We start from the raw sequence: 26,926 nt of genomic DNA, 5'->3' as shown, positions 1-26,926 counted from the left end.
AAGTTGTTATCAATTCTGATGAAAATGAAAAAAAAGAATATATCATATATATTATTTCTACTTCCATTTATACTGCTTTCCCAAGAAAAAATAACCGGGATGATTATGGAAGCTAATGAAAAAAACGAACACATAGGATTAGCAGGAGCTAATGTATACTGGTTAAATACCAGTATTGGAACGGTTACCGATATGGATGGGAAGTTTTCACTTGCCTACTCAAAGGAAAATACAAAACTGGTTGTTAGTTACGTAGGTTTCAAAACAGACACCTTAACCCTTACTCAACCAAAAATGGTACATCATTGGTTGCAACCAACGGATAATTTAAATGCTGTAACAGTAACTTCTAGAAAACAAACTACGGCAAAATCGTACTTACAAGCTACTAATACGTTTACAGTGAGTAGTGACGAATTATTAAAAGCAGCTTGCTGTAACCTTTCGGAAAGTTTTGAAACAAATCCATCTATCGATGTTAATTTTGCTGATGCTGTAACAGGCACACGTCAAATAAAAATGTTAGGACTTACTAGTCCGTATATTTTAATTGCTACCGAAAATATTCCGTCTATTCGTGGTGCATCACAAGCATATGGTTTAAGTTTTATTCCTGGTACCTGGGTAGAGAGTATTCAAATTACTAAAGGAGCTGGAAGTGTAGTTAACGGTTACGAAAGCATTGCGGGACAAATTAATGCCGAACTCGTTAAACCATCAATGGATGATAGACTATATGTAAATCTCTATGGAGCAACAAGTGAACGATTAGAGTTAAACACTCATATTAACACCAAAGTAACTGATAAATGGGATACTGGTTTATATATTCATGGTAACACTCATAATGGCGAACACGATGTGAATGATGATGGTTTTTTAGATATGCCCAAGTTTAATCAAATAAACTTAATGAACCGTTGGCAATATACGAATGCTGAAAAGGGGGTTTTAAGCTTTATAAATTTAAAGTTTTTAAATGATGAAAAGCAGACTGGGGAACTTGATTTTAATCCAAAAACGGATAAATTAACCACAAATGCGTGGGGTAGTGAAATAGATACCAGACGTTTCGAAGTGTCAGCAAAACTTGGTTATGTAAATCCAGAAATTCCTTGGCAAAGTGTAAGTGTTCAAACCGCTTTTAGCAGTCATAAACAAGAATCTTATTTTGGTTTAAAGCAATATGATATTTTGCATAATAGTTTATATTCCAATGTTATTTATAATTCGATTATAAGTGATTCTCGTCATAAAGTAAAAACAGGATTAAGTTATACTTACGATCATTATGATGAGTTGGTGAATACAACAGATTATAAAAGAAATGAAAATTCTATAGGAGCTTTTTTCGAATACAATTTTGATAATTTAAATAACCTGAATCTTACCGCAGGATTACGGGTCGATCATCATAATTTATTAGGAACCTTTGTAACACCAAGAATTAATGCACGTTACACGCCTTGGGAAAAATCGGCTTTAAGAGCATCTATTGGTCGTGGAAAGCGTAGTGCTAATATTTTTGCTGAAAATCAAAACATATTTTCGACATCAAGAGCTATAAATATTTTAGATTCCACAGGAAAAATATATGGGTTAGATCCAGAAATCGCTTGGAATTACGGCGTGTCATACCTACAAGGTTTTAATCTTTTTGGGAGAAAAGCGGATGTAACGGTTGATTATTATATAACCGATTTTACAAACCAAGTGGTGGTAGATTATGAAAACCCACAAGAAGTTAATTTTTATAATCTTGATGGAAAAAGTTTTGCAAATAGTTTTCAAACAGAAGTGAATTATAATGCCTTTGAACAATTCGATTTGCGATTGGCTTACAAGTATTACGAAGTTAAAACAGAGTATAACTCTGGGAAATTAGAAAAGCCATTAACACCAAAACATCGATTTTTTGCTAATGCTTCCTATGAAATTCATAAGGGAGACAATTCTATAGCAAATTGGAAGTTTGATACAACATTTAATTGGTTGGGTGAACAGCGTTTTTCATCAACAGCAACAAATCCAATACCATATCAATTACCTGAGAAGACTCCAAAATTAGCAACGCTTAATGCACAAATAACCAAAGTGTTTTCTCCAAAATTTGAAGTATATTTAGGCGGTGAAAATATAACCAATGTAAGGCAAAGCAATCCTATTCTAGCGGCCGATGATCCTTTTGGTTCGAATTTTGATACCAACTTTGTATATGGACCTATTTTTGGAAGTATGTATTATGCAGGGTTACGATATAAAATAAAATAAAGAAATAATAGTAAACGTTTAATTAAAAAGAGATTCTGCTTTCGCAGAAAGAACAAAAATTATGAAAAAATTAATAATAGTATTAACTGTATTAGTGTCCAGTATAACATTTGCGCAAAACAAAAATGAAAAAGCATCTTTAGAAGTTGATGGTGTTTGTTTAATGTGCAAGAGTAGAATAGAAAAAGCTTGTTTTAATACCAAGGGTGTTAAAAGTGCGGTTTGGGATGTGAAAACACATGAGTTGAAATTAATTTACGACGCTCGTAAAACCAATTTAAAAACCATCCAAAATAGTGTGGTCGCAGTTGGTCATGATACAAAAGGGCTTAAGGCTACTGATAAAGCTTATGAAACGGTTCACCCTTGTTGTAAATACAGAGATACCGATGTGAAAGATGACCATAAAGAAGATGACAGTCACGATCATTAAGAATATCAAAACCCAAACAATTGTTTGGGTTTCTTTTTTTTTATATCATAAGAATCTGTTAAACACATGAAAAATCCGCATCAAATTTCAAATTAAATACTAAATTCGAAAACTTTTATCAGAAAAAAAGTATCTTATTAAAAATACATTGCATGAACATATCTAAATTCACACAGAAATTAAAGTCGACTCTAGTCTTCCTATTATTTATTGCATTATCAATTCAAGGGTTTTCACAAAATGGTTTTAAATGGTCTAACGATGGTAAATCATATTATAGCATTCAAAGTGAAGGTATTGTTCAATATACATTACCTAACAATGAAGCTAAAGTTTTGATATCTAAGGAGCAATTAACGCCTAAAAATGGGAATACGCCTCTGGAAGTTAATTATTTTAAGTTTTCTAACGATGAACAAAAAGTATTACTGTTTACAAATACAAAACGCGTTTGGCGTATTAATACTAAAGGTGATTACTGGGTTTTAAACTTGGCAACTGGAGCTTTGCAACAAATTGGTAAAACCTTGCCAGAATCTTCGCTGATGTTTGCTAAAATTTCACCTAACGGAAAATTAGCAGCCTATGTAAGTGATAATAATATATATGTTGAAGATTTAAGTACTTCAAAAATAAAAGCCCTTACAACCGATGGTACAGCAACTTTAATAAATGGAACTTTTGATTGGGTTTATGAAGAAGAATTTGCCTGTCGCGATGGGTTTCGATGGAGTCCCGATAGTGAATCAATTGCTTATTGGCAAATTGATGCGAGTGATATCAAGAAGTTTTACATGATTAATAATACCGATTCTATTTATTCGCAAATAATACCTTTAGAATACCCTAAAGTAGGAGAAAGTCCATCGGCTTGTAAAGTAGGTGTGGTAAGTGTTGATGATGCCAAAACAACTTGGATAAACATTCCTGGAGATGTGCGCCAACATTATTTAGTACGTATGGAATTTATTCCTTCAACCGAAAAATTATTAATTCAGCAATTAAACAGAAAGCAAAATCAGAGCAAGCTGTTTATTGCAGAACCTAAAACGGGAGCTTCAAAGTTAATTCAAGAAGAAAAAGATGCCGCTTGGGTAGATATTTATCAAGCAGGAAATAAATACACGGTCGATTTTACCAATAATTTTATTTGGTACAACAATGGAAAAAATATTTTATGGGCCACTGAGAAAGATGGTTGGAGACATCTGTACAATGTGTCTTTGGAGGGTGAAAAGGAACAGTTAATAACCAAAGGGAATTACGATTTTATCGACTTGTCATATATTGATATTAAGAACGGTTATGTCTATTTTATGGCATCTCCTAACAATGCAACACAAAGTTATTTATATAAAACGAAGTTAAATGGTAAAGGTAAATTAGAACTAGTAAGCCCGAAAACATTGGAAGGTACCCATGAATATAATGTATCTCCAACAGGGGCGTTTGCGATTCATTCATTTTCGAACCATTTCACAAAGCCTGCTTCTGAACTTATTACCTTTGCAAATCATCAGCCTATTAATGCAGAATACGGCATAGAAGCAAACCTTTCTAAGTTGGTAGAAAAATCCAAAGTAGAATTTTTTAAAGTAACGACCGCAGAAGGTGTTGAAATGGACGGATGGATGGTTAAACCAACTAATTTTGATGCTTCAAAGAAATATCCAGTGGTGTTTTATGTGTATACTGAACCAGCAAGTACAACCGTAAATGACTCGTATGGTGCTGGCAGAAACAGGAACTACGTGGGGAATATGGCTGAGGACGGTTATATTTATATCTCATTAGATAATAGAGGAACACCAGCGCCAAAAGGTAGAGAATGGCGTAAAAGTATTTATAGAAACATAGGACAAATTAATATTAAAGATCAAGCCATGGCGGCTAAAGAAATTCTAAAATGGAATTTTGTAGACCCTGAGCGTATTGCTGTTTGGGGGCATAGTGGAGGAGGGTCTGCTACTTTAAATTTAATGTTTCAATATCCCGAAATTTATAAAACAGGTATTTCCATTGCGGCTATTTCAAATCAATTAACTTATGATAATATTTATCAGGAACGTTATATGGGATTACCCCAAGAAAATTTAGAAGATTTTGTGAGTGGGTCGCCTGTTACTTACGCTAAAAACTTAGCAGGTAATCTCTTATATATTCATGGTACAGGTGATGATAATGTGCATTATCAAAACGCCGAAATTTTAGTAAACGAATTGGTAAAGCACAACAAACAGTTTCAGTTTATGCCTTACCCAAACCGTACACATGGTATTAGAGAAGGCGAGGGAACTACCGAGCATTTAAGAACCTTGTTTACCAATTATTTAAAAACCTATTGCCCACCGGGTGCTAGGTAGTAGAAGCATATAGAAGATAAAAAACTCTGGAGTTAAAAAAGCTTTGGAGTTTTTTTAAATATGACGTTCAAAAAACTTTATAAATTGTAGTTATAATAACACCTTTATTATCATTTAAAATAGCAGATGATAATTGTTTTTCTTCTTTTACTTTGAAATTAAAGGGTGGAGCTAATAAGTTTAAACCACTTTGTTTCTTTAGCCTAATCCCTTGTCCTGAAATAATATCTTTATTGGGTTCAAAGCTTCCTTCAGGCAAATGTTCTGTTAAAATAACATATTTAAAATTAGATAATTTCCTCACTATGTTTTTTACTTCAGCATTCGATAAATGTTGAAGTACTTGTCTTAGTAAAGCACAGTCCCCAGAAGGTAAATTATCGGCTGCAATATCTAAACAATGAAATTCCAAATTTTCATTTTTAAATTTCTCTTTATTAAATTCTATAAGACTTGTTACTATGTCCACCGCAATATACTTTTTGGTGTGCTTTACTAATTCTTTTCCTATATTAAAATCGCCACAACCTAAATCGCATACTACAAGAGGACTTTTAAAAGACTTTAAAAATGTTGTTACAACATCTATATATGGACTTGCAATGTCTGGATGATGCGACCCTATTCCTGAATAAAAATCAGATTTGTTATTACCCCAGAGCTTCATGGCATAAACCTGTTCCATAGCATCTTTAGTTGGCCAGGGTTTCTTTATTTTATTAGTTCTATTTTCTTTTTTCTTCATAAATATTCTATTGGTCTATACAAATGGGAATTATATATATTCGAATGAAATATTAAAGCAAACGTACAAATTATATGTGGTCATGGAATAGTGTTAGTTAATTTGATGCTTCTTGTATCATTCCAGGGGTGTGTTTTATGTAAAAAAGTTATCATATAAATGAGATTTTGTTGATATTGTATTTAGCTACGAGACATATACTTAATTTAAAGTAAATTCATAAAAAAACGCTCCAAAATTAATTGAAGCGTTTTTAAAATATTTGCGTGTCGAGGCTCTCGACTACATCATTCCTGGCATACCGCCACCCATACCACCTGGCATAGCTGGAGCATCCTCTTTAATATCAATTAAAGCACACTCGGTAGTTAAGATCATACCTGCAACCGAAGCCGCATTTTCTAAAGCAATACGAGTTACTTTTTTAGGATCTATAATACCTGCTTTTAGCATGTCTACATAAGTTTCAGACTTCGCATCGTAACCAAACGATCCTTTGCCTTCCATTACTTTAGATACCACAACACTACCTTCACCACCTGCGTTTTCAACAATAGTACGTAAAGGAGATTCAATAGCGCGAGCTACAATTTGAATACCTGTTGTTTCGTCAAGGTTTTCAGTTGTAATTTTATCTAAAACTGATTTTGCTCTTACTAAAGCAACACCACCACCAGCAACAATACCTTCTTCTACAGCAGCTCTAGTAGCGTGTAATGCATCATCAACACGGTCTTTTTTCTCTTTCATTTCAACTTCAGAAGCAGCACCAACATAAAGAACGGCAACACCGCCCGCTAACTTCGCTAAACGCTCTTGTAATTTCTCTTTGTCGTAATCGCTTGTAGTCGTTTCAATTTGTGCTTTAATTTGGTTTACACGTGCTTTAATATCTTTAGCTTCTCCAGAACCATTTACAATAGTAGTATTGTCTTTATCAACTGTTACTGTTTCAGCAGTACCTAACATGCTTAAATCAGCATTTTCTAAAGTGAAACCTCTTTCTTCAGAAATAACAGTTCCACCCGTTAAGATAGCGATGTCTTCTAACATAGCTTTACGTCTGTCGCCAAATCCTGGAGCTTTTACTGCTGCAATTTTTAATCCACCACGTAATTTGTTTACTACTAAAGTCGCTAAAGCTTGACCATCAACATCTTCAGCAATAATTAATAAAGGACGACCAGATTGTGCTACTGGTTCTAATATTGGAAGGATTTCTTGTAAATTAGAAATCTTTTTATCGAATAATAAGATGTATGGATTGTCTAAATCTACAATCATTTTATCGGTATCTGTAACGAAGTAAGGTGATAAATAGCCTCTGTCGAATTGCATCCCTTCAACTACATCAACGTATGTTTCCATACCTTTAGCTTCTTCAACTGTTATAACGCCTTCTTTACCAACTTTATTAAATGCTTTTGCAATTAATTCGCCAATAGTCTCGTCGTTATTAGCTGAAATAGAAGCCACTTGCTTAATCATTTCAGATGAGTTACCAACTTTTTTTGATTGCTTTTCAAGATCTTTAACAATAGCTTCAACAGCTTTATCAATACCACGTTTTAAATCCATTGGATTTGCTCCCGCAGCGACATTTTTTAAACCTTCTTTTACGATCGCTTGTGCTAAAACGGTAGCAGTAGTAGTACCATCACCAGCTAAATCGTTGGTTTTAGAAGCAACTTCTTTAACCATTTGTGCGCCCATGTTTTCAAGAGGGTCTTTTAACTCAATCTCTTTTGCAACCGAAACACCATCTTTAGTTACTTGTGGTGCACCGAAAGATTTACCAATAATTACGTTACGTCCTTTAGGACCTAATGTTACTTTTACTGCATTTGCTAATGCATCAACACCACGTTTTAAACCGTCGCGAGCTTCAATATCAAATTTTATATCTTTTGCCATAATTTTTTGATTTATGCTTTAGGCTTTATGCCATAAGCTATTTTAATTTTTGTTTTAATTGATGTGATTTACTTTTAATTACGTTTACTTTTTCAATAAGTACATTAGCTTGATTATCTTCTATATAACCTAAATCTTTTGCTAACATGATTAAGTATTCGGTTTCGCTTGCCGACCCTAAAGCTATAGTTAGAAATCTATTTGAATTCTAAATATGAATCTCTGCCACAACCTTCTGAAATGTTTGTAGGTATTGAGGCTGAAGATCTTCTTATTTGAGAGGTTAAACCGTAAATTTCTTCTTTTGGAAATGAATTAGTAATAGAGTAAATTTCTAACGTTAATTCGTGACTCAAATTCCAAATATGATACTTTTTAAAGTCTCTCATGCTTATAGCTTAAAGCCTATTGCGTATAGCTTTTAGACAATTGCTAGTATGTCACTTTCGCGCATTATTAAATAATCTTTACCTTCTAATTTAAGTTCGGTGCCAGCATATTTACCATATAAAACAGTGTCGCCAACTTTTACGGTAATAGGCTCATCTTTGGTGCCTTTTCCAGCAGCAACAACAGTTCCTTTTTGTGGTTTTTCTTTAGCGTTATCTGGAATAATAATTCCCGATGCTGTTTTAGTTTCAGCGGGAGCAGGTTCTATAAGAACGCGATCTGCTAACGGTTTAATGTTTAATGACATAGTAATATATTTTTTAAGTTAAAAATTATTGTTTACGGGAATGTAGTAGTCTAAAAGTGTGCCATTGCTTGATAACTGACAAACTTACAGCAACAAAAAATGCCAACTCATTTAAAGTTGGCATTTTTTATTTTATAGAAGTACAAATTACTACTCTACAGGAGCAGTATTGTTTGCTGGTTGTGCTGGTTTAGGTAAAGGTTGTGATGTTGTAGCATCTAAATCTAAAGCTTTAGAATCTGCACTTTCACCACCTCTGTTAATTGCAACATTAGATAATAGAATTAACACCAACAATAAAGTTGCTAATGTCCAGGTGCTTTTATCTAAAAAGTCTGTTGTCTTTTTTACACCACCTAATTGTTGTGTACCACCGCCTCCAAAAGAAGAAGATAATCCACCACCTTTAGGGTTTTGAACCATAATTACTACAATTAGTAAAAATGCTACCACAACTATTAATGCTAAAAATATTGTAAACGTACTCATTATTTTCTGTTATTTTGTTCTTGTAATTGTTTTATCGCCTGAATTTGGTTTGCAAAGAAACTACTTTTTTCTGGATATTTCAAACTTAAAATTTTATAAGATTGAATTGCCTTTTTATAGTTTTTTTGCTCAAGATAAATTCGTGCCAAAGTCTCGGTCATCAAGGCTTCGGGTTGTATCATTTGCGCTTCGGCTAAATTTACTTTTGAAGGCAAAAATGTACTCGGGTTTATTTTTGGGTTTTTACTAATGAATTTATCAATAAGCTCGAATTTTTTAAGCTTATCTTTATATGATGAGCTTTTTATTTTTTTTACTTCTTCTTCAATAAAATCTGAATTTCTTTCAATAGGTTGTAGGCGTGTTAAATTTAACCACTCTTTAAATGAATGAGATTCTCTTTTATTAAATTCAAATGGCTTTCCTAGTTTCAATAAATCACTAGTAGCAGTTGTTTCTGAATTTTCTGTTTTGTTGGGAATTGTTTCAATAGTTTCAGATTCATCTAAAATAAAACCCGTTATTTTTTGTAGTTTTTCCTCTTTAGGTTTAAAGAGAGTAGGGTCTAAAACGCCAATGGTTTCAATTATTTGTTGTTTTAGTTTGTCGTCTATAGTAACTTTTTTATTTACTGAAATATCTTCAATATTAATTTCAATATCTTGTAAATGGGCTGTATTTTGTTTGATAAATTCTGAAATTTCATTTTGAATGAATACATCTGAAGTTATAAAATCGAATAAAATACTGCGGTCTGCCGTATAAGCGGCCGTCGTTTTAAGTTCTTGATTGTATTTAAAACTGCTGTCGTTTTTTAAACCTTTAAGGTACAAAGCACGTGCCGATTGAAAATAAGGAAATTCATCGATAATAGATTTTACAGCTTCAGTTTGTTGATGGGTGATGCTTTGCGGATGCTGAAGTATGTATGTAAAATCGGTATTATTCATTAGTTTTTATTCAATTAACAATTAACAATTGTAAGTTGTTAATTGATTTTTACCATTTTGCTAAAGTAGCATTAAAAATATCCTGTGTAAGGCGCTCAAAAATTTCGTCATGTGCCGTTGTTTTTATGGCTCCAATTAGTTGTGTGCTTCCTGAATAATCGTAATAAAATGAAAAAGTTTGTTCTAAATCATCATCTTCCTTTTTTCTATTAAAAAACCGCACTTTAACACTAATTGTTAATCTGTTTTGTGCAGCTGTATTCTGTGAGGTCGCAGTGGTTGGTGAAACGCGATAATCGGTTATTTCACCTTCGTAAACCAAATCACCGTTGGAAGGGACAAGACTTAAATTGGTTTGGTTTTGAATTAAATCTTCTAAAGCAAGTTTGAAATCGCGTTCTAAACCTGGTTCAACTAAAAGAGCATTGTTCTCAAAACGGTTTACTTGATAGGTTTTTACATTCGCTGGCACCGATGCACCTGTGAATGAATAAAAACCGCAACCAAAAAGAGATAAGCTTAAAGTTACTAGTAAGAAGTAAAAAAAATAGTTTTTCATATAATCTAAAACACTTTGACTGCTCTAAGTGTGATATATTTAGTTAATAATTGTATAACGATTTGTTGTTAGCATTGTTGCATTTTTCAACTGTTTACTGCTAACTATTTACAAATCGTATTGTTTTATTTTTCTATATAATGTACGTTCGCTAATACCTAATTCGGCAGCTGCTAATTTACGCTTTCCTTGATGACGCTCAAGGGATTTTTTTATTAATTCCAATTCTTTATCTTGTAATGATAAGGTTTCTTCTTCTTCAATTTCTTCAGCAAAATGATATTTGTCTAAAATTACTTCATTTTTATCCTGATTGGTGGTGTGTTCTGGAATGGATAAAACGTCGTTATTTTCTGAAGCATCTTCTTCGTAATCAGCATCGTCTTCATCATTATTTCCGTAAATCTTTTGAATTAAACTTTCGTTATTTTTTTCAACATCTTTTACGTTACTGTTTTTCATAAGTTCTAAAGTGAGCTTCTTTAAATCATTTAAGTCTCCTTTCATATCGAACAGCACTTTGTATAGAATTTCTCTTTCGCTACTAAAATCGCTTTCAGCTTTTGAAGTTTTAATAACAGCAGGCAAATTACTGCCTGTTATAGGTAAATAACTTTTTAGGGTTTCGGCTGAAATGGTTCTGTTTTGTTCTAAAACCGAAAGTTGCTCTGCGATATTTCGTAATTGACGAATATTACCAGCCCAGCGATGTTTTAAAAGGGTTTGTATGGCAGCATCTGTTAATTTGATGGTCGGCATTTTATACTTTAAGGCAAAATCGCTCGCAAACTTTCTAAACAATAAATGAATGTCTTCTTGCCTATGACGTAAAGGTGGTAAATGAATATCAACCGTGCTTAAACGGTAATATAAATCTTCACGAAATTTTTCTTTTTCAATGGCTTCAAACATGTTCACGTTGGTAGCCGCAACAATACGTACATTGGTTTTTTGTACTTTACTGGAGCCTACTTTTAAAAATTCACCATTTTCCAAAACACGTAATAAACGCACTTGGGTGGTTAGTGGTAATTCGCCCACTTCATCTAGAAAAATAGTGCCACCATCGGCGACCTCGAAATAACCTTCTCGGGTTTGTGTTGCACCTGTAAAAGAACCTTTTTCGTGACCAAATAATTCACTATCAATAGTTCCTTCAGGGATGGCGCCACAGTTTACGGCAATATATTTGTTGTGCTTTCTATGTGAAAGTTGATGGATTATTTTTGGAATGCTTTCTTTACCTACCCCACTTTCTCCTGTAACCAATACTGAAATGTCGGTGGGTGATACTTGAATCGCTTTTTCTATGGCACGATTTAGTGCTGGTGAATTACCAATAATACCAAAACGTTGTTTTATAGCTTGAATTGATTCCATTTTTTAAGTAATGAGTTGAAAAGTAAAAGATTGAAAAGTTTTGAAACTATGCATTTTCATTATTAATTGTTAATTGAATAGCCAATGGCTTCCCCAATCAATGTAGCACTCGTACTATCTGTTACTTTTACGTTTACAAAATCACCAATTTTATAGTTGCCTTTTGGAAAAACCGTAACCAAACTTTGTTGGGTTCTTCCAGACCAGTGAGCATCCGATTTTTTAGATTCTTTTTCAATAAGCACCTCAACAATTGTGTTTAAATTTTGTCTGGTTCTAAAACCACTATGTACTTGCTGAAGTTCAACCATTTCAGCAAGTCTTCGTTTTTTGTCGGCTTCTGGAACATCGTCTTCCATTTTGCGTTCTGCTAAAGTTCCTGGACGCTCTGAATAGGTAAACATATAACCAAAATCATATTTAACATATTCCATTAAGGACATGGTATCTTGAAAATCGGCTTCAGTCTCTGTAGGGAAACCAACAATCATATCTTGACTGATGGCGCAATCAGGAATAATACGTTTAATATTATCTATTAATTGCATGTATTCTTCACGGGTATGCAAACGGTTCATTTCTTTTAAAATACGGTCGCTACCGCTTTGTACTGGTAAGTGAATGTGATTACAGATATTGCGGTGTTTCGCCATAGCTTCAACCACATCCATCGTTAAATCTTGAGGATTGGACGTTGAAAAACGAATACGCATTTTAGGTTGTGCTTTGGCACATTGGTCTAATAATTTTGCGAAGTTAACGGCAGTAGCCTGTTGTAACCCGGAAGCTTTATCAAAATCCTTTTTCAAACCACCACCATACCAAAGGTAGCTGTCTACATTTTGACCTAACAGCGTTACTTCTTTATAGCCTTTATTGGATAAGTCGTTAATTTCTTCAATAATACTTTGTGGGTCTCTACTGCGCTCACGTCCACGTGTAAAAGGTACGACGCAGAACGTGCACATGTTGTCGCAACCACGCGTTATAGAAACAAAAGCGGTAACACCATTGCTGTTTAAGCGAACCGGTGAAATATCGCCATACGTTTCTTCTTTAGAAAGTATCACGTTAATAGCATCATGACCCTCATCTACTTCAGCTAAAAGGTTTGGTAAGTCTTTGTATGCATCAGGGCCAACAACTAAATCTACTATTTTTTCTTCTTCAAGAAACTTCGTTTTTAGACGTTCTGCCATACATCCTAAAACACCCACTTTCATTTTCGGGTTAATATCCCTTTTTACAGCGTTGTATTTTTCTAAACGTTTGCGTACGGTTTGTTCTGCTTTATCACGAATAGAACAGGTGTTTACCAGAACTAAATCGGCATCTTCTAAATTTTGAGTAGTGTTATAGCCTTGATTGGTTAAAATAGAAGCTACAATTTCGCTGTCGCTAAAATTCATAGCGCAACCATAACTTTCTATAAAAAGTTTACGTTTATTACCTTCTTTTTGTTCAAGAACTAAAGATTCTCCTTGTTTGTTTTCGTCAATTATCTTTTCCATAGGTTGTTGAAACACGTATTTTCAATAAGCATGCAAAGATACAATTTATTTATGTTTTATGACAAAGTGTCATATCTAAAAATTTATTAAATTTTGAAAATATATGAAAATGTCTTTACTTTGGTGACCTACTAACCAATTATAAAACCCAAATGAATACCATTAATAGTTTATTAGATAAAATAGAGAAAGCGAAAGCTTTAGATTTTGGAACCATTTTTAATCAATCCATAGAATTATTTAAAAAAGTATGGGTGCAAGGCTTAGTGATGCTCTTATTAACTATGCTTTTAATGATACCTTTTTATTTAATCATGTATTTACCAATGTTGGGAATGGGATTGATTGATCCGCAATCATTCCAAAACATGGGGGATGTAGGAGATTTTAGACCATTACTTATGATTCCGTTTTTCATATTTGTACTTGTGTTTTTATTTCTTGCCATGGTTATTGGTTTCGGAATGAAAGCATCTTTTTATAGAATTTGTAAACTTAAAGATTTAGAGGAAATGGGTGCTGACGATTATTTCTACTATTTAAAGAAACCATATTTAGGGAAAGTTATTAAACTGTCTCTCGCTACTTTTGGAATTTCGATGGCAGCAACTTTGTTATGCTTTTTTCCTATTATATATGTGATGATTCCTGTTGCTTTAATGAATGTGATATTTGCTTTTAATCCCGACTTGTCAACCTCTGAAATTGTAAAAGCAGGATTTAAATTAGGAAATAAAAAATGGCTGTTAACATTCGGATTACTATTTGTTTCTGCAATATTGGCAGAAATAATAGGCTTGTTAATGTGCTGTATTGGTATTTTGGTTACAGCTTCTTTTGTTTACTTACCAGCATACTTTATATATAAAGATTCTATTGGTTTTGATGAAAAAGAAGGTAACGATGTTTATGAAGTATCTCACGAATAAATTTTAATTTTTTTAAAAAAGCCTGCCTTTTGATTGTAAAAAGCAGGCTTCTTTATTTAAATAGAAAACAGATAATCCCTAAAATTAGGCAGATAAACTTTTTTTCATATACATTTGTAGCTACAAAAATTGAAATATGGCGAAGAATTTAGTAATTGTGGAGTCTCCTGCTAAGGCAAAGACTATCGAGAAATTTTTAGGAAAAGATTTTAAGGTAGAGTCTAGCTTTGGACATATAGCAGATTTACCATCCAAAGAATTGGGGGTTGATGTTGAAGGTGATTTTAAACCAAAATATGAAGTTTCAAAAGATAAAAAAGCGGTTGTAAAAAAACTGAAAGACTTAGCTAAAAAAGCCGATATGGTATGGTTAGCAAGTGATGAGGATCGCGAAGGAGAAGCTATTGCTTGGCATTTAGCAGAAACTTTAAAATTGGATAAGGACAAAACAAAACGTATTGTTTTCCATGAAATTACAAAAACAGCTATTCAAAAAGCGATTGAAAACCCAAGAGGTATCGATTATGATTTGGTGGATGCACAACAAGCACGTCGAGTATTAGATCGAATTGTAGGGTATGAGTTGTCACCCGTTCTTTGGCGTAAAGTGAAAGGGGGTTTATCGGCGGGTCGTGTACAATCTGTTTCTGTACGATTGATTGTGGAACGAGAACGTGATATTCAAAATTTTATTACGGAAGCGTCATATAGAATAGATGCTGAATTTTCGAATGAAGAAGGGCAGACATTTAAAGCGAAATTGCCTAAAACATTTTCAACTAAAGAGGAAGCTCAAAAGTTTTTAGAAAAAAATGCTACAGCTAACTTTAAAGTAGCAGATTTAGAGAAAAAACCTGCTAAAAAATCACCAGCAGCACCGTTTACCACTTCAACATTACAGCAGGAAGCATCACGTAAACTTTATTTTTCAGTAAGTAAAACCATGACGATGGCTCAACGCCTGTATGAAGCGGGTTTAATCACTTACATGAGAACTGATAGTGTTAATTTATCAGATGAAGCTAGAAATGGTGCCAAAGCAGAAATAGAAAGTGCTTTTGGTAATAAATATAGCAAGCCAAGAAATTATAAGGGGAAAGCTAAAGGAGCTCAAGAAGCGCATGAGGCGATACGTCCTACCGATTTTGCTATTCATTCTGTAGATATCGATAGAGATCAAGCGCGTTTATATGATTTAATTTGGAAACGTGCTATTGCATCACAAATGAGCGAAGCAGAGTTGGAACGTACCAATGTTAAAATTGCAGCTTCCACGCATAATGAAACATTTACAGCTAATGGAGAAGTTATCACGTTTGATGGGTTTTTAAAAGTCTACTTGGAAAGCACTGATGAAGAGGATGTTGAGCAAGAAGGTATGCTTCCTGCTATGAAAACCAATGAAACTTTATTAAATAATTACATTACAGCCACCGAGCGTTATACGCGCCCACCTTATAGGTACACAGAGGCGTCATTAGTGAAGCAATTAGAAGAATTGGGTATCGGTCGTCCGTCTACATACGCACCAACCATTTCAACCATTCAAAATAGAAATTATGTTGAAAAAGGTGCCGTTGATGGTGTAGAGCGTAATTATGCACAACTCACACTAAAAAATGGTGTAGTAAAAGATAAAGAACTTACTGAAAAAGTAGGTTCTGATAAAGGAAAGTTAGTGCCAACCGATATTGGTATGATTGTAACTGATTTTCTAGTGAATCATTTTGAGTATATTTTAGATTATAACTTTACCGCTAAAGTTGAAGAAGATTTTGATAGTATTGCAGAAGGTAAAGTTGATTGGAAAAATATGATGAAAGACTTTTATCAAGATTTTCATCCGCAAGTTGAAAATGTTCAAGAAAATGCCGACAGAGAATCTGGTGAACGTGTTTTAGGAACCGATCCCAAAACAGGAAAACAAGTAAGTGTACGTTTGGGCAAATTTGGCCCTATGGTACAAATAGGCACACCTGATGATGAAGAAAAACCTCAGTACGCTAGTTTAAGTCCAGACCAACAATTAAATACCATTACTTATGAAGATGCGATGGATTTATTTCAGCTTCCTAAAAACCTAGGGACCTATAAAGGAGAAGAAGTGGAAGTTAACAACGGACGTTTTGGGCCTTATGTTAAGTTTGGTGATTCCTTTGTTTCTTTACCCAAAGGTGTCGATCCCTTAAGTGTTGAGTTGGATGATGCTATTGTGTTAATTAAAGAAAAGGAAGCCGCAGATGCTCCTATTTATACCTATAAACAATTACCCGTACAAAAAGGTAAAGGACGTTTCGGCCCCTTTATTAAGTGGAATAATATGTTTATTAATGTGAATAAAAAATATGATTGGGATAACTTATCAGACAATGATATTATTGAACTTATTGAAACTAAAATTCAAAAAGAAATAGATAAAGTTATTCATAATTGGGAAGAAGAAGGTATTCGTGTTGAAAAAGCGCGTTGGGGAAGACACAATGTGTTAAAAGGGAAAATAAAAGTAGAGTTAGATAAATCTGTCGATGTGTCTAAAATGACTTTAGATGAAGCTAAGGCTTTAATAGAGGCTAAAACACCCAAGAAAAAAGCAGTTAAGAAAAAAACAGCCACTAAGAAGAAAACCGTTACAAAGAAAAAATGATTTTAAGTGGTATTAAATGATGTATAAAAAGTAGTTTCTGAAATTATTATATTCTAATTTTCTGAAGTTTTTTTATATTGACCCGATGGCATAAATTGCTATTTCTTAAGATATTTGTACATAATAAAAAGTCAATTTTTATAAAACAGTCGTTATAAATGAATTTTAATTTTCTTTCACCTGTTTCAGATGTGGTTTTGGCTCATAATGAATTACTTTCTTTACAAGCCTTAGGTAGAAAAATTAGAATTCATTCTACACAAAAAGGAATTCCAGATTTAGAAGGAGTTAATATTGCCATTTTAGGTGTTCTTGAAAATAGAAATGATGTTAATTATATAGGAGAAGAATTTCAGTTAAATGAAATTCGAAAAACCTTTTATGGTCTTTTTCCAGGAAGTTGGCATACTATAACGGCCGATTTAGGTAATATAAATAAAGGAGAAAGCGTAGAAGATACTTACTTTGCTTTAAAAACAACTATAGCTATTTTAATTAAAAAGAATATTATACCTATTATTATTGGAGGTACCCAAGATCTTACGTATCCAAATTATAGGGCTTATGATACTATAATGCCTATGGTAAATATTGTGAATGTCGATAGCAAGTTCGATTTGGGTGATTCAACTAAACCCATAAAAAACGATAGTTTTATTGGGAAAATAATTTTAGATCAGCCATACAATCTTTTTAACTATGCTACTATTGGTTATCAAACCTACTTTAATTCTCAAGAAGAAAAAGACTTAATGGATAGTCTTTATTTTGAGTCTTATAGATTAGGTTCCGTTTCTAAAGATATTACACTTGTAGAACCTGTAATGCGCGACGCTAATATTGTTAGCATCGATCTAAGTTCAGTAAAAGGGGCAGAAGTTAGCTTGAACCAAAAGTTTTCACCCAATGGATTAGATGGTAAAGAAATTTGTGCTATTGCTCGTTATGCTGGTATTAGTAATAAAGTAAGCTCTTTTGGAATTTATGAATATAAGCCATCAAAAGACGACGATATTACCTGTATGCTTATTTCTCAAATGCTCTGGTATTTTATTGAAGGTGTCAATTTTAGGGTAAAAGATGATGATTTTTCAAATGATAGTAGTCATCAAAAATTCATAACATTGGTAGAGTCGCAAGAATTAGTGTTTTATAAAAGTAATAAAACAGGTAGATGGTGGATTGAAATCCCTTTTTTAATGGAAATTAATAATAAATTAAAGAGACATACGTTATTACCTTGCATGCATCAAGATTATATAGATGCTTGCAATAATATAGTGCCAGAACGCTGGTACAAAGCGCTTCAAAAGAATAGTGTTTAATACTAATAACTGTCAAAGGGTACATTTAATCGGTAAAATGTTATTTTTTTACGATGAAACGTAATTTTTTCTTTAAAAAAGTTGTTTTTTAAAAAATATATAAATATGTTTACGCTCTCAAAAATGAAGCTTAAATAATTAACCTCGAGTTTTCTATGGATATGAAGAAGTTTATATTATTAACCACAGTAATAACAATGCTAGCGAGTTGTGGCTCTAACGATAAGGGCGAACTAGTTGGTGTTAAAGGAAAAAAATGGCACCCTGAAAAACCTTATGGAATGGAACTTATTCCAGGTGGTGCTTTTATAATGGGTAAAGGCGATGACGATTTGGCGGGTATTCATGATGCACCAGCTAAAACGGCAACGGTAAGAGCTTTTTATATGGATGCTACCGAAATAACAAATAGCGAATACCGCGAATTTGTTAATTGGGTTAGAGACTCAATACTTAGATACAAACTAGCTGTTTTAGCAGACGAAGTTGGGAAAATGCCTGAAGATGGTGGTATTGGTGAATTTGCTTTTAAAGATGCAGACACGGCTAATATGTCTGTTTACGAAAAATATATGTTCGAAAACTATACAGGTCTAGGACCTACAGGATATGAAGGACGAAAAATTAACCGTAAAGTTGATTTGATTTTCGATACTGCTGATTATCCAGATGAATATTATACAGAAGTAATGGATACCATGTATTTGCCATTAGAAGATTCTTATAATGGACAACGTACTTGGGATGTTAAAAAGTTTAAGTTTCAATACAGTCACATGGATATGCAGGAAGCTGCAAAAAACAGAGGAATTAAACGTAGAGATGCTATTGTAAAAGAAGAAATAGAAGTATATCCAGATACAGCGGTTTGGATTAGAGATTTTGCCTATTCTTATAACGAGCCTATGCATAACGATTACTTTTGGCATGACGCATATAGCGATTATCCAGTAGTAGGTGTTACTTGGAAACAAGCTAAAGCATTTTGTGAGTGGAGAACTATTAAGAAAAACTCATACCAAAAATCAAGAAAAGGTGCAGCCATGGTAAATACTTTTAGATTACCCGCTGAAGCTGAATGGGAATATGCCGCAAGAGGAGGTCTTCAAGCAGCTACTTATCCATGGGGTGGCCCTTACACAAAAAGTGATAGAGGCTGTTTTATGGCAAATTTTAAACCTGTAAGAGGTGATTATGCTGCCGATCAAGCATTATATACCGTAGAAGCTAAGTCTTATGAGCCTAATGATTACAACCTGTATAATATGGCAGGTAACGTGTCAGAGTGGGTAAATGCATCATACGATCCCTCTTCTTACGAATTTACATCAACTATTAATCCAAGTGTTAACGATAATAATAATCAACGTAAAATTGTTAGAGGTGGATCTTGGAAAGACGTGGCATACTTTTTACAAGTAAGTACAAGAGATTACGAATATGCAGATTCTGCAAGAAGCTATATTGGTTTTAGAACAGTTCAAGATTACATGGGGACACAAGTAACGGGCAATAAGTAATAAAACGAATAAATTTAATCAAATCAATAAATAACTTTAACCTATTAATTAACCTACTTAAGTATTTACTTAAATTAAAAATCGAAAATTATGGCAAACTCAAAAGCAAGTAAAAAGTTCATGAATATGGCTTACGGATTAGGTGCAGCAATTGTAATTGTTGGTGCACTATTCAAAATTATTCACTTTGAAATAGGCCCTTTAACAGGTAACTTCATGTTAACTCTTGGTCTTGTAACAGAGGCAATTATCTTCGCATTATCAGCATTCGAACCTGTAGATAATGAATTAGATTGGTCTTTAGTGTACCCAGAATTAGCTGGAGGAGAAACAAGTAAAAAAGATAAAAATGAAAATCCAGAAGGCTTATTATCAAAAAAATTAGACGAGTTATTAAAAGACGCCAAAATTGATGGTGAATTAATGGCAAGTTTAGGAGAAAGTATTAAAAACTTCGAAGGTGCAGCGAAAAGTATGTCATCTAATACAAGTTCTATTGAAGCTTCTAAAAAATATGGTGAAGAATTATCATTAGCAGCAGCTCAAATGGAATCTTTAAACAGTTTATATAAAGTACAATTAGAAAGCGCTAGTAAACAAGCAACAATTAATGAAGAGTCTGTTGAAAATGCATCTAAATTAAAAGAACAAATGCAATCTTTAGCATCTAACTTGTCATCATTAAATGGCGTGTATGGTGGTATGCTGTCTGCTATGAACAAGAACTAATTAGGAGTTAATCCCAAATTTTAATAATTAACCAAAAACCCTAATTAGACATGGCAGGAGGAAATTTATCACCCAGACAGAAAATGATTAATCTGATGTATTTAATATTTATAGCGATGCTAGCATTAAATATGTCCAAGGAAGTGCTTTCAGCATTCGGATTAATGAACGAAAAGCTTACCGAGTCTAATCAAGCTACAAGTCAAAGAAATACGGCTTTCATGGCGAATTTAGAACAAAAAGCTTCAGATCAACCAGAAAAATATGTATCGTTAAAATCTAAAGCAGACCAAATTGAAGCATTAGCTTCAAAATTTGATAAATACTTAGAAGATTTAAAAGGTAATATGGTTGCAAAAATTGACGACCCTACAGATTACGAAATAATGGATAAGGGCGATTACCTGGATGAAAACTTCTTCAAAGGTGGAAAATTAAAACCTGAAGGAGAAGAATTTTTAGCTCAGATGGCAGCCTATAGAGAAGGTGTTGCTAAAATTTTAGCAGATGAAAAAGGTATGCAAAATGTAGTTAAAGATGTAAAAGAAAAATTTAGCACAGACGATGTTACCAACAGAGATGGTATCAAGCAAAGTTGGTTAGATTATCATTACAAAGGGTTTCCTTTAGTAGCATCATTAACAAAAATGACACAACTTCAAGCCGATATTAAAACAACTCAGTCTGAAGTATTATCAACAATGTTACAAGGAACACTTTCTAGCGAGGTGTCTATGACCAATTATACAACCTTAATGGAGACATCTAAATCTGCTTATTTTAATGGAGAGCAGTTTGATGGACAAATTGTATTAGGTCGTAAAGATGCTTCAACAAAACCGAGTAGAGTGGAGTTAACTTTAGATGGAAGAAAATTAGAAGAGGACCAATATTCTATTGAAGAAGGTAAAGTTAAGTTGAAAATTGGAACTGGTGGTGTTGGTGAACACAAAATTGAAGGGAAGTTAATCTTCGCTCAAGATGGTGAAGATGTTGAAGTGCCTGTGAATTCATCATTTGCTACGGTTGCAAAACCTAATGCTGCAACTATTTCAGCAGACAAAATGAATGTTGTATACAGAGGGGTTAAAAACCCAATGACTATTTCTTTTGCTGGTATAGCAGATAATAACGTAAATGCTTCAGCTCAAGGTTTAAGTAGAGTAAGCGGTAGTAGATATATAATGGATGCTACCAGAATTCAAGGTAGAGAAGTTACAATTAATGTTACTGGTAAAATTGATGGTTTAAATGTTAGCGATAAAGCAACATTCAGAATTAAAGATTTACCAAAACCAACTGGAACTATAAGAGGTGAAGACGGTTCAATAAAAATGCAACGTAACGCCCTTGATATTTCAACTGTTGGAGCTAAATTTGATGATTTTGATTTCGAATTACCATTGAGCGTAACTGGCTTTAAATTTAAAGTACCAGGACAGCCAACGGTTGATGTAAACGGTAATAAACTAGATAGTAGAGCAAAATCCGTATTATTAAAAGCAAAACGGGGAGATGATGTTCAAATTTTCGATATTGAGGCAAGAGCTAGCGGTGTTAGCGTGATACTTAAAAAGGTGTCTCCAATCATTATTGAGATTACGAATTAAAGATTAATATAATCTAATCATTTGTTAATTCTCTAGTAATAAGAATATGTATAAGTATTGAAATAACAATAAAGATAAGCACATGAATTTAAAAAGTTTTTTATTAACCGTAACAGCTGTTTTTACAGTGTCAAGCATATTTGCTCAAGCAAATATACTAAACGCTAAAAATCCTCAAGAAATTGGGGTAAGAACAGATGCTCAAAAGGCCATAGATAATGATAAACCGTTAGAGTATGGTTATGTAGACGACAGAGATATTCTGTTCTCTAAGATGACTTGGGAGAAAGTTATTTTAGACGAACGTGCTAACTTTTCATTGTATTACCCAGTTGACACCAATAATATTGGTAGTGAAAGGAGATGTTTGTACGATGTGCTTATGAAGAATGTTAAAAATGGTAAGATTAAAAACATTTATGACGATTCTTATTTTAAAACTAAACGAACTTTAAAAGATATTGAAGCCACATTAGTGAAAATTGATACTACTGAATTGGGTATTGAACAACTAAATGCAGGTGAAGAATTATCGGCTGAGTATATCAATAGAAGAGATCTTACGGCTGCCGATATTGCAGAATATCATATTAAAGGTCTTTGGTATTTTGATAAGCGTCAAGCAGAAATGAAATACAGATTGTTAGGAATTGCTCCTGTAGCTCCAGACGTTAACTTTATAGATTCTGATAGTCCTGATTTAGTGGAATTGTTTTGGATATTTTTTCCAGATGCTAGAGGGGTATTACATGAGGCGAAGTCATTTAATAATAAGAACACCTCCATGCCATTTTCATTCGACCATGTGTTAAATGCCAGACGTTTTCAAGGTTATATTTATAAAGAAGAGAATGTACAAGAGGATAGAGCAATTACAGAATACATATCGGACAATGCTTTAATGCAATTGCTAGAGTCTGAAAGAATTAAAGAAAAAATTAGAGATTTTGAATTAGATATGTGGACATATTAATTTCAATATCTTATAATATAATTATAACGCCCGCAAATTTTGTGGGCGTTTTTTTATTCAGTTTGGAGGTCATTTAAACCTTTTAACATAGTTATAAATGTTACTATCTTCGCAGTATGATGCAAGTAGATTATATTATAGTAGGAAGTGGACTAGCAGGTATTAGTTTCTGTGAGCAATTAAAGGTTCATAACAAATCATTTGTGGTTTTTGATAATGCGTCACAACAATCCTCAACTGTTGCGGGAGGTTTGTATAACCCGGTTGTTTTAAAGCGTTTTACACCTGTATGGAAATGTAAAGAACAGCTCGATTTGGCATTGCCTATGTATGCGAATTTAGAAACGTTATTAGACGTTAAGTTAGATTATAAAATCCCTGTAAATCGGAAATTTGCATCGTTAGAAGAACAAAATGATTGGTTTACAGCTTCCGATAAGCCAATACTTTCTGAATACCTTTCACCAAAAATCATTAAAAATGAAAATAATGCTATAGAGGCTCCATTTGGTTTTGGTCAAGTTTTAGAAACCGGGCGCATTGATGTCAAAACTTTAATAGAAGCTTATAAAGGATATTTATTACGTAATGGATGGTTCCTTGAGTCATTATTTAATTATGAAGCCCTGAGTAATGAAGAAGGTCGTATTCGATACCGAAACATAGAAGCTAAATACATCGTATTTGCTGAAGGTTTTGGGGTTAAAAATAACCCATTTTTTAAAAACTTGCCATTAGTACCCGCGAAAGGTGAATTACTAACTATACACGCACCCGATTTAAAAATAGATTATGTTTTAAAAGCTGGTGTATTTTTAATTCCCTTGGGAAACCACTTGTATATTGTAGGAGCTACTTATGAATGGAAAGATTTAAGCGCTCAAATTACAGATTTAGCCAAAGAGGAACTTTTAGTGAAGCTTAAAAAACAAATTACTTGCGAATTTGAAGTTGTAAACCAAGTTGCAGGAATACGCCCTACGGTAAAAGATCGACGTCCGTTAGTTGGTAAACATGCAATACATGAGAATATGTTTGTATTAAACGGTTTGGGTACGCGTGGGGTGATGATTGGACCTTATGTGGCACTAGAACTTTATAATTTTATTGAAAAGGGAAAACCTCTTGAAGAGGAGATTGACATTAAAAGGTTTAATTTATAAATTAATTATACTGAACATAATGATTTATTTAACCATGATGATCTTTGTTAAAGAAGGAAAAGAGGCTGTTTTTCATCAATTTGAAGATCTAGCAATTCCTATATTGAACGATTATAGAGGGAAATTAATTTATAGAATTAGACCAACTAAAGAAACTTATATTTCTTTTGAGGAAGAATTACCATATGAGATTCACTTTATTTCATTTGAATCTGAAAAAGACTTTATAGATTTTTCTAAAGACGCTAGAAGGACAGCTTTTTTACATCTTAAGAAAGACGCTATTAAATATACTTTCCTTGTAAAAGGAACGGAAGTTTAAAAATAATTACTTTTTCTTAGCAAAAGATTTATCGTAATGTATAAAAAAGTTTATCCAAATATTCCTAGATAGTCTTAAAATTACAGGCATAAAAACAATAAGTGTTGCAACTATAGAGGTAAATATGATGTTAATATTTGCTTTAAAAACAAAGAAAGAAATAACAAATGCGGCAGTTGCAAAAGCAATACCAACTGGGTAGCTCACGTACATTGATCCATAAAAAAAAGAGGGTTCCATTTTATACTTCGTGCCACAATTACTGCACGTTTCGTGCATACTTAATGCTTCTGATAAAATGTATGGGTTCTTATTTTTGAACATGGATTCTTCATGGCATTTTGGACAAGTTCCCGTTAAAATGCTATATAATTTTGAGCCTTTTTTAAACATATAATTTAATGTACTTTTGCATTTGCAATTACAGGACAAAAATACAATTTTAATAATTCAAATTCTGTAGCAAAAGTTACATTTCTATGATGAACATTCATAATTTATCGATTTCATTCCAAGGGGAATACTTGTTTGAAGATATAACGTTTAAACTGGTTAATGGTGATAGGGTAGGTCTTATTGGGAAAAATGGTGCAGGAAAATCGACCATGCTAAAAATATTATCAAAAGAAATAGAGCCAGATACAGGACAAATTGCTGCCGATAAAGAACTTAAAATTGGTTTTTTAAAACAAGATATCGATTTTGTTTTAGGAAGAACGGTACTAGAAGAGGCTTACGAAGCATTTACTGAGATTAAGCAATTAGAAGCTAAAATGGATGCTGTTAATACGCAAATGGCAGAGCGTACTGATTATGAAAGTGAAGGGTATCATCAATTAATGGTAGATATTAATGAGCTTCAACATCAATATGAGATTTTAGGAGGTTATAACTATCAAGGTGATACTGAAAAAATCCTTCAAGGCTTAGGTTTTAAACGCGAGGATTTTGGTAAGTTAACTGATACCTTTTCAGGTGGTTGGCGTATGCGTATTGAACTTGCTAAATTACTACTTCAAAATAACGATATTTTATTGCTAGATGAACCTACAAACCATTTGGATATTGAATCTATTATTTGGTTAGAAGGTTTTTTGAGGAATTATGCAGGAGCTGTAGCTATTGTGTCTCACGATAAAATGTTTTTAGATAACGTAACGAATAGAACTATTGAGATTTCTTTAGGACGTATTTATGATTATCCGAAGCCATATACGAAGTATTTGGTATTGCGCGAGGAATTGAGAACCCAACAATTGGCATCTCAAAAAAATCAGCAAAAGCAAATAGAGCAAACCGAAAAACTTATTGAGAAATTTCGTGCTAAAGCATCAAAGGCGACGATGGCACAATCACTTATTAAAAAGCTGGATAAGATTGATAGAATTGAGGTTGATCAAGACGATAATAGCGTGATGACACTTAATTTTCCAGTATCAATTACGCCTGGAAAGGTAGTGGCTGAAATGGATAAAATCTCAAAAAATTATGGCAATAACCAAGTTTTAAAAAATGTGGGTTTATTAATTGAACGCGATAGTAAAACGGCTTTTGTTGGACAAAATGGACAAGGTAAATCTACTTTAGCCAAAATTATGGTTGGTGATATCAAATACGATGGTCATTTAAAATTAGGGCATAATGTTCAAATCGGCTATTTCGCGCAAAACCAAGCAGAATACTTAGATGGTAGCAAAACAGTTTTAGATACCATGATTGATGCTGCTAATGAAACAAACAGAAGTAAGGTGCGTGACATTTTAGGATCCTTTTTGTTTAGAGGAGATGAAGCAGATAAATATGTAAGAGTGCTTTCTGGAGGTGAACGGAACCGTTTGGCTTTAGCAAAATTAATGCTGCAACCATTTAACGTGTTGATTATGGATGAGCCTACAAACCATTTAGATATCAAATCTAAAAATGTTTTAAAAGAAGCTTTGAAAAAGTTTGAAGGCACTTTAATTTTAGTATCTCATGACCGTGATTTTCTTCAAGGTTTAACCAATAAAGTTTACGAGTTTAAAGATCATAAATTAAAGGAGTATCTAGGTGATATTGATTATTATTTAGAGCAACGTAATGTTGAAAGTTTAAGAGAGGTTGAAAAGCGAACTGTAGTTAAAGAAACACCTAAAGAGAAGAAACAGCAATCTTACGACGACCAAAAGAAACTTAAATCTTTAAACAATAGATTAAGCAATGTGGAAGCAGAAATTAATAGGTTGGAAGGTGATATAAAGAAGATTGATTTAGAACTTGAAATTAATTACGATGCACTTACTTCAAAACCTAATTTCTTTGATAATTATCAAAAATTAAAGTCCGATTTACAAAATTCAATGGAGAAATGGGAAGCTATTCAGCTTGAAATTGAACAGTTTGTCGATTAGTATTTGTTA

Annotated in this window: 24 protein-coding genes; 13 read left to right on the top strand and 11 right to left on the bottom strand. The window is 33.2% G+C overall.

The annotated features are described in order from the left end of the window. Positions 1-24: 24 nt before the first annotated feature. From QLS71_RS04230 to QLS71_RS04220, 3 genes are all read left to right on the top strand, one after another. Complete coding sequence (locus QLS71_RS04230; protein ID WP_308990669.1) at positions 25-2,271, top strand: TonB-dependent receptor; 2,247 nt, start codon at positions 25-27, stop codon at positions 2,269-2,271. Positions 2,272-2,332: 61 nt separating this feature from the next. Then, a complete protein-coding gene (locus tag QLS71_RS04225; protein ID WP_308990668.1) occupies positions 2,333-2,704 on the top strand; it encodes a heavy-metal-associated domain-containing protein in 372 nt (123 codons plus the stop codon). A gap of 152 nt (positions 2,705-2,856) precedes the next feature. After that, complete coding sequence (locus QLS71_RS04220) at positions 2,857-5,067, top strand: DPP IV N-terminal domain-containing protein (protein WP_308990667.1); 2,211 nt, start codon at positions 2,857-2,859, stop codon at positions 5,065-5,067. A 67-nt stretch (positions 5,068-5,134) separates the two neighbouring features. Here the strand turns inward: QLS71_RS04220 and QLS71_RS04215 are convergent, their stop codons facing one another. From QLS71_RS04215 to miaB, 10 genes are all read right to left on the bottom strand, one after another. Further along, entirely contained in the window at positions 5,135-5,812 is a 678-nt protein-coding gene (locus QLS71_RS04215; protein WP_308990666.1) for a class I SAM-dependent methyltransferase, read from the bottom strand. Between the two features lie 282 nt (positions 5,813-6,094). Further along, the gene (gene groL / locus QLS71_RS04210) at positions 6,095-7,726 is read right to left on the bottom strand and encodes a chaperonin GroEL (RefSeq protein ID WP_308990665.1); all 1,632 of its coding nucleotides are present in this window, start codon (positions 7,724-7,726) and stop codon (positions 6,095-6,097) included. Between the two features lie 37 nt (positions 7,727-7,763). Further along, the gene (locus QLS71_RS04205) at positions 7,764-7,874 is read right to left on the bottom strand and encodes a hypothetical protein (RefSeq protein ID WP_308990664.1); all 111 of its coding nucleotides are present in this window, start codon (positions 7,872-7,874) and stop codon (positions 7,764-7,766) included. A 49-nt stretch (positions 7,875-7,923) separates the two neighbouring features. Next, positions 7,924-8,115, bottom strand: a complete 192-nt coding sequence (locus tag QLS71_RS04200) for a four helix bundle protein (RefSeq protein ID WP_308990663.1) — start codon at positions 8,113-8,115, stop codon at positions 7,924-7,926. A 32-nt stretch (positions 8,116-8,147) separates the two neighbouring features. Continuing rightward, positions 8,148-8,423: a co-chaperone GroES gene (gene groES, locus QLS71_RS04195; RefSeq protein WP_308990662.1), complete on the bottom strand. Its 276-nt coding sequence runs from the start codon at positions 8,421-8,423 to the stop codon at positions 8,148-8,150. 150 nt (positions 8,424-8,573) lie between these two features. Beyond that, the gene (secG, locus tag QLS71_RS04190) at positions 8,574-8,912 is read right to left on the bottom strand and encodes a preprotein translocase subunit SecG (RefSeq protein ID WP_308990661.1); all 339 of its coding nucleotides are present in this window, start codon (positions 8,910-8,912) and stop codon (positions 8,574-8,576) included. Further along, positions 8,912-9,862, bottom strand: a complete 951-nt coding sequence (locus tag QLS71_RS04185; RefSeq protein ID WP_308990660.1) for a hypothetical protein — start codon at positions 9,860-9,862, stop codon at positions 8,912-8,914. The genes secG and QLS71_RS04185 overlap by 1 nt, the downstream gene beginning before the upstream one ends. A gap of 49 nt (positions 9,863-9,911) precedes the next feature. Next, entirely contained in the window at positions 9,912-10,421 is a 510-nt protein-coding gene (locus tag QLS71_RS04180) for an LptE family protein (RefSeq protein ID WP_308990659.1), read from the bottom strand. 108 nt (positions 10,422-10,529) lie between these two features. Next, the gene (locus QLS71_RS04175; RefSeq protein ID WP_308990658.1) at positions 10,530-11,801 is read right to left on the bottom strand and encodes a sigma-54 dependent transcriptional regulator; all 1,272 of its coding nucleotides are present in this window, start codon (positions 11,799-11,801) and stop codon (positions 10,530-10,532) included. A gap of 62 nt (positions 11,802-11,863) precedes the next feature. After that, entirely contained in the window at positions 11,864-13,312 is a 1,449-nt protein-coding gene (miaB, locus tag QLS71_RS04170) for a tRNA (N6-isopentenyl adenosine(37)-C2)-methylthiotransferase MiaB (RefSeq protein WP_308990657.1), read from the bottom strand. 152 nt (positions 13,313-13,464) lie between these two features. Between miaB and QLS71_RS04165 the strand changes: the two genes are divergently transcribed. From QLS71_RS04165 to QLS71_RS04125, 9 genes are all read left to right on the top strand, one after another. Next, the gene (locus QLS71_RS04165; RefSeq protein ID WP_308990656.1) at positions 13,465-14,241 is read left to right on the top strand and encodes a hypothetical protein; all 777 of its coding nucleotides are present in this window, start codon (positions 13,465-13,467) and stop codon (positions 14,239-14,241) included. A 136-nt stretch (positions 14,242-14,377) separates the two neighbouring features. Continuing rightward, positions 14,378-16,885, top strand: coding sequence for a type I DNA topoisomerase (gene topA / locus QLS71_RS04160; protein WP_308990655.1), 2,508 nt, complete (start codon positions 14,378-14,380; stop codon positions 16,883-16,885). A 158-nt stretch (positions 16,886-17,043) separates the two neighbouring features. Further along, positions 17,044-18,210: a formimidoylglutamase gene (locus QLS71_RS04155; protein ID WP_308990654.1), complete on the top strand. Its 1,167-nt coding sequence runs from the start codon at positions 17,044-17,046 to the stop codon at positions 18,208-18,210. A gap of 155 nt (positions 18,211-18,365) precedes the next feature. Further along, positions 18,366-19,730, top strand: coding sequence for a gliding motility lipoprotein GldK (gene gldK, locus QLS71_RS04150; protein ID WP_308990653.1), 1,365 nt, complete (start codon positions 18,366-18,368; stop codon positions 19,728-19,730). Between the two features lie 90 nt (positions 19,731-19,820). Then, the gene (gene gldL / locus QLS71_RS04145; protein WP_308990652.1) at positions 19,821-20,459 is read left to right on the top strand and encodes a gliding motility protein GldL; all 639 of its coding nucleotides are present in this window, start codon (positions 19,821-19,823) and stop codon (positions 20,457-20,459) included. A 50-nt stretch (positions 20,460-20,509) separates the two neighbouring features. Continuing rightward, entirely contained in the window at positions 20,510-22,069 is a 1,560-nt protein-coding gene (gldM, locus tag QLS71_RS04140) for a gliding motility protein GldM (RefSeq protein WP_308990651.1), read from the top strand. 82 nt (positions 22,070-22,151) lie between these two features. Next, positions 22,152-23,042 carry a gliding motility protein GldN gene (gene gldN / locus QLS71_RS04135; RefSeq protein ID WP_308990650.1) on the top strand — a complete coding sequence of 297 codons (891 nt, stop codon included), beginning with the start codon at positions 22,152-22,154 and terminating at the stop codon, positions 23,040-23,042. A 119-nt stretch (positions 23,043-23,161) separates the two neighbouring features. Next, a complete protein-coding gene (locus QLS71_RS04130) occupies positions 23,162-24,205 on the top strand; it encodes an FAD-binding oxidoreductase (protein WP_308990803.1) in 1,044 nt (347 codons plus the stop codon). A 34-nt stretch (positions 24,206-24,239) separates the two neighbouring features. Next, positions 24,240-24,527, top strand: a complete 288-nt coding sequence (locus QLS71_RS04125) for a hypothetical protein (RefSeq protein ID WP_308990649.1) — start codon at positions 24,240-24,242, stop codon at positions 24,525-24,527. A 6-nt stretch (positions 24,528-24,533) separates the two neighbouring features. Here QLS71_RS04125 and QLS71_RS04120 read toward each other — a convergent pair whose 3' ends face one another. Continuing rightward, entirely contained in the window at positions 24,534-24,920 is a 387-nt protein-coding gene (locus QLS71_RS04120; protein ID WP_308990648.1) for a DUF983 domain-containing protein, read from the bottom strand. An 86-nt stretch (positions 24,921-25,006) separates the two neighbouring features. Here QLS71_RS04120 and QLS71_RS04115 point away from each other — a divergent pair, with 86 nt between their 5' ends. Beyond that, a complete protein-coding gene (locus QLS71_RS04115; protein WP_308990647.1) occupies positions 25,007-26,917 on the top strand; it encodes an ATP-binding cassette domain-containing protein in 1,911 nt (636 codons plus the stop codon). Positions 26,918-26,926: the final 9 nt, after the last annotated feature.

The organism is Mariniflexile litorale, from assembly GCF_031128465.2.
Lineage (GTDB): Bacteria > Bacteroidota > Bacteroidia > Flavobacteriales > Flavobacteriaceae > Mariniflexile > Mariniflexile litorale.
Note: the sequence above shows the minus strand (reverse complement) of the source record. Positions and strands in the feature narration are given on the sequence as shown.